The organism is Streptomyces sp. CHD11 (genome assembly GCF_018638295.1).
Taxonomy (GTDB): Bacteria; Actinomycetota; Actinomycetes; order Streptomycetales; family Streptomycetaceae; genus Streptomyces.
This window is the reverse complement of the sequence record NZ_JABTTS010000011.1, coordinates 131,251-140,565: the sequence shown is the minus strand read 5'-3', so window position 1 is coordinate 140,565 and position 9,315 is coordinate 131,251. Positions and strand designations below refer to the sequence as shown.

The 9,315-nt window shown below is 74.2% G+C and carries 7 protein-coding genes and 1 pseudogene; 2 read left to right on the top strand and 6 right to left on the bottom strand.

Annotated features, from left to right (window positions below; translation table 11 throughout):
• Positions 1 to 165: 165 nt before the first annotated feature.
• From HTV45_RS15310 to HTV45_RS15295, 4 genes are all read right to left on the bottom strand, one after another.
• A complete protein-coding gene (locus HTV45_RS15310; RefSeq protein ID WP_215206313.1) occupies positions 166 to 3,090 on the bottom strand; it encodes a DEAD/DEAH box helicase in 2,925 nt (974 codons plus the stop codon).
• A gap of 86 nt (positions 3,091 to 3,176) precedes the next feature.
• Positions 3,177 to 3,755, bottom strand: coding sequence for a sugar kinase (locus tag HTV45_RS15305; RefSeq protein WP_215206312.1), 579 nt, complete (start codon positions 3,753 to 3,755; stop codon positions 3,177 to 3,179).
• Positions 3,752 to 4,900 (bottom strand): ROK family glucokinase, encoded by a 1,149-nt coding sequence (locus tag HTV45_RS15300; RefSeq protein ID WP_215206311.1) that lies wholly within the window; start codon positions 4,898 to 4,900, stop codon positions 3,752 to 3,754. The genes HTV45_RS15305 and HTV45_RS15300 overlap by 4 nt, the downstream gene beginning before the upstream one ends.
• A gap of 191 nt (positions 4,901 to 5,091) precedes the next feature.
• Positions 5,092 to 5,841 (bottom strand): GntR family transcriptional regulator, encoded by a 750-nt coding sequence (locus tag HTV45_RS15295; RefSeq protein WP_215206325.1) that lies wholly within the window; start codon positions 5,839 to 5,841, stop codon positions 5,092 to 5,094.
• Positions 5,842 to 5,957: 116 nt separating this feature from the next.
• Here HTV45_RS15295 and HTV45_RS15290 point away from each other — a divergent pair, with 116 nt between their 5' ends.
• Positions 5,958 to 6,980: a Gfo/Idh/MocA family oxidoreductase gene (locus HTV45_RS15290; protein WP_215206310.1), complete on the top strand. Its 1,023-nt coding sequence runs from the start codon at positions 5,958 to 5,960 to the stop codon at positions 6,978 to 6,980.
• Between the two features lie 62 nt (positions 6,981 to 7,042).
• On the opposite strand, the pseudogene HTV45_RS15285 reads toward HTV45_RS15290, so the two are convergent.
• Both HTV45_RS15285 and HTV45_RS15280 read right to left on the bottom strand, forming a co-directional pair.
• Positions 7,043 to 7,540: pseudogene (locus HTV45_RS15285) on the bottom strand (response regulator transcription factor); the annotation flags it as partial.
• A 91-nt stretch (positions 7,541 to 7,631) separates the two neighbouring features.
• Positions 7,632 to 8,882 carry a histidine kinase gene (locus HTV45_RS15280; RefSeq protein ID WP_215206309.1) on the bottom strand — a complete coding sequence of 417 codons (1,251 nt, stop codon included), beginning with the start codon at positions 8,880 to 8,882 and terminating at the stop codon, positions 7,632 to 7,634.
• Between the two features lie 178 nt (positions 8,883 to 9,060).
• On the opposite strand from HTV45_RS15280, the gene HTV45_RS15275 reads away from it, so the two are divergent.
• The gene (locus tag HTV45_RS15275; protein WP_215206308.1) at positions 9,061 to 9,261 is read left to right on the top strand and encodes a hypothetical protein; all 201 of its coding nucleotides are present in this window, start codon (positions 9,061 to 9,063) and stop codon (positions 9,259 to 9,261) included.
• The last annotated feature ends 54 nt before the right edge of the window (positions 9,262 to 9,315 follow it).

Below are 9,315 nucleotides of genomic sequence, written 5' to 3'. Positions count from 1 at the left end.
CCGCGCGGCGGGCCCGGACCGCGCGGCGGAGAGCCTCGCGGGCCGCGTCGCCCGGACGGTGTGGCTGACCGGCGGGCGGCCGGTCCCGGCCGGGCGCCGGCTCACCGGGTACCCGCTCGCGTGCCGCCCGCAGGGCCTCGCGGGCCTCGTCGGAGGGGCGGGGAGTCATGCCGGCCTCCGCAGGGCGACGAGGGAGGACAGGTCACGGTCGGAGAGTTCGGTGAGGGCCGACTCGCCCGAGCCGAGGATCGCGTCGGCGAGCGCCCGCTTGGACTCCAGCATCTCGGCGATACGGTCCTCCACCGTGCCCTCGGTGACGAGGCGGTGGACCTGGACGGGCTGGGTCTGTCCGATGCGGTACGCGCGGTCGGTGGCCTGTTCCTCGACCGCCGGGTTCCACCAGCGGTCGAAGTGGACGACGTGCCCGGCGCGGGTGAGGTTCAGACCGGTGCCGGCCGCCTTCAGGGACAGGACCAGGACCGGAGTCGCGCCGCTCTGGAAGCGGTCGACCATGTGCTCCCGCTCCAGCACCGGCGTGCCGCCGTGGAGGAGTTCGACCGGGACCGCCCGCTCGGCGAGGTGCGCGGTGATCAGGCGGGCCATCCCGACGTACTGGGTGAACACGAGAGCCGAGCCGTCCTCGGCCAGCAGGGTGTCCAGCAGCTCGTCCAGCAGGGCGAGTTTGCCGGAACGGGCGGCGAGCCGGTCGTCGCCGGCCGGCGTGTGCCCCTCCTTCAGGTACAGCGCCGGGTGGTCGCAGATCTGCTTCAGCGCGGTGAGCAGCTTCAGCACCAGGCCGCGGCGGCCCATGCCCTGCGCGGTCTCGATGGCGGCCATCGACTCGCGCACCACCGCTTCGTACAGCGCGGCCTGTTCGCGGGTGAGCGGTACGGGGTGGTCGGTCTCGGTCTTGGGCGGCAGTTCGGGGACGATGCCGGGGTCGGACTTCTTGCGCCGCAGCAGGAAGGGCCGGACCAGGCGGGCCAGACGCTCGGCCGCCTCCTCGTCCTCGCCGGTCTCCACCGCGCGGGCGTGCCGGGCGCGGAAGGACTTGAGCGGGCCGAGGAGCCCGGGGGTCGTCCAGTCGAGGAGGGCCCACAGCTCGGAGAGGTTGTTCTCCACGGGTGTGCCGGTGAGCGCCACCCGCGCCGGGGCCGGGATCGTGCGCAGCGCCTTCGCCGTGGCGGAGTGGGGGTTCTTCACGTGCTGTGCCTCGTCGGCGACGACCATGCCCCAGGCGTGGGCGGCCAGGTCGGGGGCGGCGGAGCGCATGGTGCCGTAGGTGGTGAGGACGAAGCCGCCGCCGGCGTCGCGCAGGGTGCGGTCGGGGCCGTGGAAGCGGCGCACCGGGACGCCGGGGGCGAACCGGGTGATCTCCCGCTGCCAGTTGCCGAGCAGCGAGGCGGGGCAGACCACCAGGGTGGGTTCGCGGCGGGCGCGCTTCAGATGGAGCGCGATGAGGGTGATCGTCTTGCCCAGGCCCATGTCGTCGGCGAGGCAGCCGCCGAGGCCGAGGGAGGTCATGAGGTCGAGCCAGGCCAGGCCGCGGAGCTGGTAGTCGCGCAGGGTGGCGTCCAGGCCGGGCGGTGGTGCGGCGGGCCGCACGCCGGCGGTCAGGCGGTCGCGCAGGGCGGCCAGGGCTCCGGCGGGGACCGCCTCGACCGTCTCGCCGTCGATCTCCGCGTGGCCGGTGAGGGCGACGGACAGCGCGTCGACCGGGTCGAGCAGCCCCAGGTCCCGCTTGCGGGCCTTGCGGACCAGGGCGGGGTCGACCAGCACCCACTGGTCACGCAGCCGTACGACGGGACGGTGGGCCTCGGCCAGGGCGTCCATCTCGGCCTCGGTGAGCGGGTCGCCGGCGAGGGCGAGCTGCCAGCCGAACCGGAGCAGGTCCTCGCTCTCGAAGAAGCCGGTGCCGTCGGTCGCCGAGCCGGGTGCCGGGCGGACCACCGCCGTGACGGTGAGGTCCTGGGCGAGGTCCCGGGGCCAGTGCACGGCGACGCCGGCCGCGGCGAGCCGGGTGGCCGCCACACCGAGCAGGTCGTTCAGCTCATCCTCGGACAGGGCCAGGACATCGGGCACATCCTGGTCACTGAGCCGGTCCAGCGGCGGCCAGACGCGGGCCGCGCGGCGCACGGCGAGGGCGGTGTCCACCCGCGCGCGGGTGCCGAAGGCGCTCTCGGCGTCGCCGGACCAGAGGGCGGCGGCATCGGCCACCAGGGTCGGATCGGCGAGGCTGTGCACCTGGACGATCGCCGCGCCCGCGCCCCGTGCCCCGCTCCCCTGCCCGCCGCTTCCCTCACCGGCGTCGAAAAGGTCGTACGCGGACAGGTCCAGGCGCAGCGAGATCCGGACTCCGGCGTCCATTCCGGCGGCTACCTCGGCGGCCCAGTCGTGGGCGCCGGGGAGCCGCTGGGGTGCCCGCGCGGCGAACGGCAGTCCCGAGGCGTACGGCGCGGCCGGAGTGCGGGGCAGGGTGTCGGCGACCGCGTCCAGGAAGGCACGCACCAGTGCCTCGGGCCGGGGCAACCGGAGCGGCCCGGGTCCGGGCAGCGGGACGGCGTGCCCTTCGTGCGGCAGGGCGGCGGCCACGGCGCGCAGATGTGCCAGGTCGTCGGGGTCGAGCGGTCCTGCCCGCCAGGCGTCGTGGCCGTCGGCGGTCAGGCCGGGGAGGAGCCGGCCGCGGGCGGTGAGCCGCAGCGCGTGCAGGGCGGCGGCGCCCCAGCAGGCGCTGGCGGGGTGGGCCGCGGGGTCGTGCCGGGCCCGGACCAGCACCGGCAGCGCCTCGTCCACGGGGAGGGAGAGGGCGGCGACCGTCCGGCGTCGCACACCCGCGCCGTGCGGGCGGACGACGGTCAGGCCGGTGTGCCGCGCGCGGGCGCCGGGCGCTTCGGCGGGTGGTCCGGACGGCGCTGCCTCGCGGGCGCCGGCCCCGGGGTCGTAGAAGGCGACCCGTCCGTCGCGCGGGAGGGGCGCGGGCAGGAAGACGGCCGCGAGCCGGACCGGTACGTCAGGGACACCCGCACCGTCCCGGTCGCCGGGCGGCCCGGTGGCCGTGTCGCATCCGTCCGCCGAAGTCCGCTCGCCCATACGTCGTGTCACCTCCCGCCCGCGTGTCGGATCCCGTCGTCGTCGACTTTACGGGCGGGGTCTGACAACCGGCTCCGGCGCCCGGGTCAGGGCACGGTGCGGGAGACGACGTACACCCGCGGGTAGCCCGGCTTGTCGTGGTTGACGACGATGTCGCGCGTGGGTGCCGGGTCCTTCTGCTCGTGGACCAGACCGGACCAGGTGCCGGGTCCGTCGAACGTCCAGCCGGTGACCTCGCGGTCGCGCGTGCCGATGGGGAGGTCGCCCCGTTCCAGTGCGCTCTCCTGGACGCCGATCCCGGTGAGGAAGGCGCTCAGGCCCGCGTCGGTGGTCTCGAACTCGACGTACAGCCGGCTGGTCTTCCAGTTGTTGGTCTCGTACGAGGCCACCCACCACGCCGGGTGGGGTATCGGCACCTGGTAGATGCGGCGCTGGAGCTTGGACGGCCAGCCCTCGGTGAGGCCGGTCGCGGAGTACTTCGCCTCCTTGTCCTTGCCGCTGGCCCTGCTCTGGTTCGCCGAGATCACCAGGTAGCCGGCCGGGACACCGATGAGCAGCACGATGATCAGCAGGGTGAGGGCCCTGCGGCGGATCATGTGCCGCCGGTCCTCGGCCGGGCGCGGCTCGTCCGGGGCGCCCGGCTGCTGGGGGAGTACGCCGGTCACAAGGACTCCTGGGTGGTGCGGCGGGCCTCCACGTACCGCTCGTAGCGCTCGTACCGCTCGACGCGGCGGCGCTTGGCCCGGCGGAAGCGGCGGGCGACGAGACGGGCGAGGTCGGCGGCGCCGACCATGCCGGCCTCGGGGCCGAGCTGGGCGCGGACGATGTGGGCCTCGGGGCGGTAGCCGCGCCCGGTGAGGTGACGTCTGAAGGCGTCCCGGGCGGGGCCGATCAGCAGGTCGTCGGCGGCCGAGACACCGCCGCCGATGACGAAGCAGGAGGGGTCGAGGGCGGCGGCGAGGTTGGCGATGCCGACGCCGAGCCACTGGCCGATGTCCTGCAGCAGTTCGATGCACATGGCGTCGCCGTCGCGGGCCAGCTCGGTGATCATCGGGCCGGTGATGTCGGCGACGTTCCCTTTGACGTGCTCGATGACCCCGTACGCGACCGGCGAGTCGGCGACGGCCAGCTCACGCGCCTCGCGGACCAGCGCGTTACCGGAGCTGTACTGCTCCCAGCAGCCGCGGTTGCCGCAGGGACAGCGGTGGCCGCCGGGGACGACCTGCATATGGCCGAACTCGCCGGCGACACCGTATTTGCCGCGCCTGACCTGCCCGTCCTCCAGGATCGCACCACCGATACCGGTGCCCAGTGTGATCATCACAAGGTGATCCTCGCCGCGTCCGGCGCCGAAGCGCCACTCGGCCCAGGCGGCGGAGTTGGCGTCGTTGTCGACCAGGACCGGGACGGCGAGGCGGCCGGCGAGACGGTCGCGCAGCGGCTCGTTGCGCCAGGACAGGTGCGGGGCGAACAGCACGCGGTTGCGGTCGGCGTCGACCCAGCCGGCCGCGCCGATGCCGACCGCGTGCACGTCGTGCCGGTCGGACAGGTCCAGCACCAGTTCGACGATGGTGTCCTCGACGACCCTCGGGCTCTTGGACTTGTCCGGGGTCTCCGTGCGGAGCCGTTCCAGGATGTTGCCGTCGGCGTCGACGACGCCCGCCATCACCTTGGTGCCGCCGATGTCGATGCCCACGGTCGGAACACGGGGCGCCGTCAGGTGGGAGCGGCGCTCCCTGGTGCCGACGGTTCTCAGGACCGGGGCACGGCGGGATCCGATGGGGGCGGTGAAGTCGCGGTAGGTGCTCATCGTGTGCGATTGTGCCGCACGGTTCTGCCGGATACCGAACGGATCCCGTGTGGGATGGCGCGGATCGCTGCCGGGTGCGGGTGCGTCAGGGCCGGCCGCGCGGTTACCCGCGCCCTTGAGGGGACTTCCGTTCCCGGCGTTGCCCGTCCGGGCCACCATGTTGTCCGGACATTGTGACGGAGGTGCGCGGGTCAGGGCCGCACCAGCAGCTGGAACTCGAAGGAGTAACGGTCGGGGCGGTAGGTGTGGGTGCCGAACTCGACCGCGCGGCCGGTGTCGTCGAAGGTGACGCGCTGCATGGTGAGCAGCGGGGCGCCGGGCTGTTCGCCCAGCCGCTCGGCCTCGGCGGCGGTGGCGGCGCGGGCGCCGATGGTCTGCCGGGCGCTGTGCAGGGTGATCCCGGCGGCCCGCATCAGCCGGTACAGGCCGGTGGCCTCCAGCTGCCCGGTGGCCAGGTCCAGCAGCCCCGGGGGCAGGTAGTTGCACAGGCAGGCCATCGGCTCGCCGTGGGCGAGCCGCAGCCGCTCCGTCCGGTGCACCTCGCTGCCCTCGGCCACGGCCAGCGCGGCGGCGACCTCGGCGGACGCGGCGACGACGGTGTTGACCAGCACCGTGGTGGCGGGGCGCTGACCGGCCGCCTCCAGGTCGTCGTAGAGGCTGCTGAGCTCCAGCGGGCGCTTGACCTGGCTGTGCACCACCTGGGTGCCGACCCCCCGGCGGCGTACCAGCAGGCCCTTGTCGACGAGCGACTGGATGGCCTGGCGGACGGTCGGCCGGGACAGACCGAGCCGCGCGGCGAGCTCGATCTCGTTGCCCAGCAGGGTGCCGGGAGTCAGCGCGCCGTGCTCGATGGCGGACTCCAGCTGCTGGGCCAGCTGGAAGTACAACGGCACGGGCGAGCCGCGGTCGACGCTGAGCTCCAGTTGTACGGTCGGGTCCACTTCTGGTTTCGGCACGGGCCGAGCGTAGCCGCGCAGGTTGTTGACGGGAAGTCGTGTAGTTCGGTTGTCCGGACATACGCATTGACAGGGAGCGGCACGGGGCCCACTTTGTAGCCATGCGCATCGGGGTCATCGGTACGGGCCGTATCGGCACCATTCACGCCCACACACTCAGCAGGCACCGCGACGTCGGCTCCTTGATCCTCACGGATGTGGATCCCGCGCGGGCCCAGGCTCTCGCACACCAGCTCGGCGAGACGTCGGCACCAGGGGTGGACGAGATCTACACCTGGGGAGTCGACGCCGTGGTGATCACGGCGGCCACGTCCGCCCACGCCGACCTGATCGGCCGGGCGGCGCGGGCGGGGCTGCCGGTGTTCTGCGAGAAGCCCATCGCCCTGGACCTGGCGGGCACGTTACAGGCGATCACGGAGGTCGAGGCCGCCGGGACGGTGCTGCAGATGGGCTTCCAGCGGCGGTTCGACGCCGGCTACACGGGCGCCCGGGAGGCGGTGCGCTCCGGCAGGCTCGGGAGGCTGCACACGGTACGGGCGATGAGCAGTGACGCGGAGCCGCCACCGGCCGGCTACCTGGCACAGTCCGGCGGGCTGTACCGGGACACCCTGGTGCACGACTTCGACATCCTGCGCTGGGTGACCGGCCGGGAGATCGCGGACGTCTACGCCTCCGGGTCCGACGCGGGTCCCGCGATGTTCCGCGAGGCGGGCGACGTGGACACCGGCGCGGCGCTGCTCACCCTCGACGACGGCACGCTCGCCACGGTCACCGCGACCCGGCTGAACGGCGCCGGCTACGACGTGCGGATGGAGCTCGCCGGGGAGCGGGACCAGATCGCCGTCGGCCTGGACGACCGTACGCCGATCGCGTCCACCGAGCCGACCGGACCGCCGGCCGCGGACAAGCCGTGGACCGGGTTCCTGGAGCGCTTCGGACCCGCGTACGAGGCCGAACTGATCGCGTTCGTGGAGGTGGTGCGGGGCGAGCGGGCCAACCCCTGCGACGGGCGTGAGTCCCTCCAGGCGCTCCTCGTCGCGGAGGCCTGCGAGCGATCGCGCCGGGAGCGCAGACCGGTCAGGCCGGCGGAACTGCTGAGCGGGTCGGAGGCGGCCCTGACCTGACGCACGATGCGGTCCGGTGGCCCCGGCCGACCTCCCCCACGCTCGCGCGGGGCACCCCCATCGGCGACCTCGCGTTCGCGCTCGCCCAGCGCCGCCGCGCGGGCACGCGCGCGGGTGTGCCGCGTGGCGCCGCCGGTACCGGCGGCGTGCGCCATCAGCTGCCGGGTGACCGCGGGCGACAGCACCGGGTCACCGGCCGCGACCCGGCGGACCGCGGCGATGATCTCGGTGGGCGGGGTGTCCTTGAGGACGAAACCGGCGGCTCCCGCGCGCAGCGCCCGCAGCACCTGCTCGTCGGCGTGGAAGGTGGTGAGCACCACGGCCTGCGGGGCGTCCGGGCGGCGGCGCAGCGACTCGGTCGCCGTCAGCCCGTCCACCGTCGGCATCCGGATGTCCATCAGGATCACGTCCGGGCGGGTGCGGTCGACGAGCGCCTCGGCCTCGCCGCCGTCGGCGGCCTCACCGACGATCTCGATGTCCCGCGCGCCGCCCAGCATGAAGGACAGCCCGGCCCGCACCAGCGGGTCGTCGTCGACGAGGAGCAGTCTGATCGCAGTCATGGGCGGTACGTCATCACGGCGGGGCGGTACGGGAACACACGGGACGTCCGAAGCGCCGTGACCGGGGTCCGGTCTCGGCACCGCGACCGGTTCATCCCCACGGCAGCCGTGCGCGTACCTCGAACCCTCCGTCGGCGGCCGGACCGTGTTCCAGGGTGCCGCCCGCCAGGGTGGCCCGTTCGGTGAGGCCGATCAGACCCTGCCCCGCTCCGGGCACGTGCGGTACGTCCCCCTCCGGCGCCGGGTTGCGCACGGTCACCGCGAGGCCGTCGCCGGGCCCTCCGGTGACCGACACGGTGACCTCCGCGCCGGGGGCGTGTTTACGGGCGTTGGTCAGGCCCTCCTGGGCGATCCGGTAGGCGGTGCGGCCGACCGAGGCGGGCACCGCGCCCGGGTCGGTGACCCGCTGCTCCAGGGTGACCTTCATGCCGGCCTCCCGGGACTCGACGGCCAGGCTGTCGAGCGCGGCGAGCGTCGGCTGTGGCCGGCCCGTGTCGTCGGACTCCCCGGCCCGCAGCACCCCGATGATCTCCCGGAGGTCCTGCAACGCCTCGTGCGAGCTCTCCCGGATCACCCCGGCCGCCCGCACGATCTCCTCGCGCGGTGCGTCGGGCCGGAACTCGAGCGCGCCCGCGTGCACGCTCAGCAGGGTCAGCCGGTGCGCGAGCACGTCGTGCATCTCCCGCGCGATGGCCTCCCGGGCGAGCCGCTGCGCCTGCTCGGCCCGGAGCCGGGCCTCGGTCTCGGCCCGCCGGGCCCGGTCCCTGAGGCTCAGCATGAGCTGCCGCTTGGACCGTACGAACATGCCCCAGCCGACCGTCGCGGCGGTCAGCACCACGAAGAGGACGATCGTGGCCAGGTACGGCAGATCGGGATCGGGACGCCACCAGAAGTACAGCGGCACGAGCGCCGCCTGGACACCGGCCACCCAGGCCACGTACCGGAAGGGCCGGTGCACGGCGAGGGTGAACAGGGCGATCACGGCCACGCCGCCGGAGGTCTCGGAGACGAAACTGACCGGCACCATGGCCGCGGCCAGTCCGAGCGGCCACCGCCGGCGCAGCCAGATCGCGCCGCAGGACAGGGCGCCGAGCACCTGGTCGGCGGTGACCAGCGCGGGCGGGAGGTCGTGATTGTTGCTGAGCGTCTCGGCGCCCAGCAGTCCGATCGACACGGCCAGCAGGAAGCAGGCGAAGTCGACGATCCAGTCCCTCGCGGTGCGCCGGGGGCGGCGTCCGTGGCGCAGCCCCTCGGGATCGAGTGCGTGGATGAGGGCGGAGGGGAAGAACCACCGGCGCCCCGTGAACACCGGGGCGGTCTGCGCCGCCTTGTCACCAGTCACGTCGACAAATCTACGCAGGGGGTGCCGGTGGCGGCACCGAACGGCCCGGATCGGCTACCGAAGTCGCGGTGCGGCAGACTTTCGGCGCTCCGGCCGGCCGGGATCACGGTCTTCCGCCGGGCGGGTCCCGCCCCGCGGCCGATGCGGGGGCGGGGGCCGCGGGGCGAGAGTCGGTGGCATGAAGAAGCTGCTGGAGGTCGTGGGGTTCCTCGCGACGGTGCAGGGGGTGGTGGGCCTGGTGACCGAGTTCACCGGCTGGAACCGGGGCCTGGTGCACCGGTGGGGATTCCTCGACGGTTACGAGATCTACGCGAGCGCCGCTCTGCTGGTGGCGGCGGGGGCCCTGTTCGCCGCCGCCGGGAGCCGGCAGGCCGACTGACCGGCCTTGCGCCTCCCCGCGCCGCCCCGCTCAGTCCCGCGCCGCCCCGCTCAG

Bases quoted from the DNA above. Each gene is read 5' to 3' on its own strand.
- HTV45_RS15310 (WP_215206313.1), bottom strand. From the start codon at position 3,090: ATGGGCGAGCGGACTTCGGCGGACGGATGCGACACGGCCACCGGGCCG.
- HTV45_RS15300 (WP_215206311.1), bottom strand. From the start codon at position 4,900: ATGAGCACCTACCGCGACTTCACCGCCCCCATCGGATCCCGCCGTGCC.
- HTV45_RS15290 (WP_215206310.1), top strand. From the start codon at position 5,958: ATGCGCATCGGGGTCATCGGTACGGGCCGTATCGGCACCATTCACGCC.
- HTV45_RS15275 (WP_215206308.1), top strand. From the start codon at position 9,061: ATGAAGAAGCTGCTGGAGGTCGTGGGGTTCCTCGCGACGGTGCAGGGG.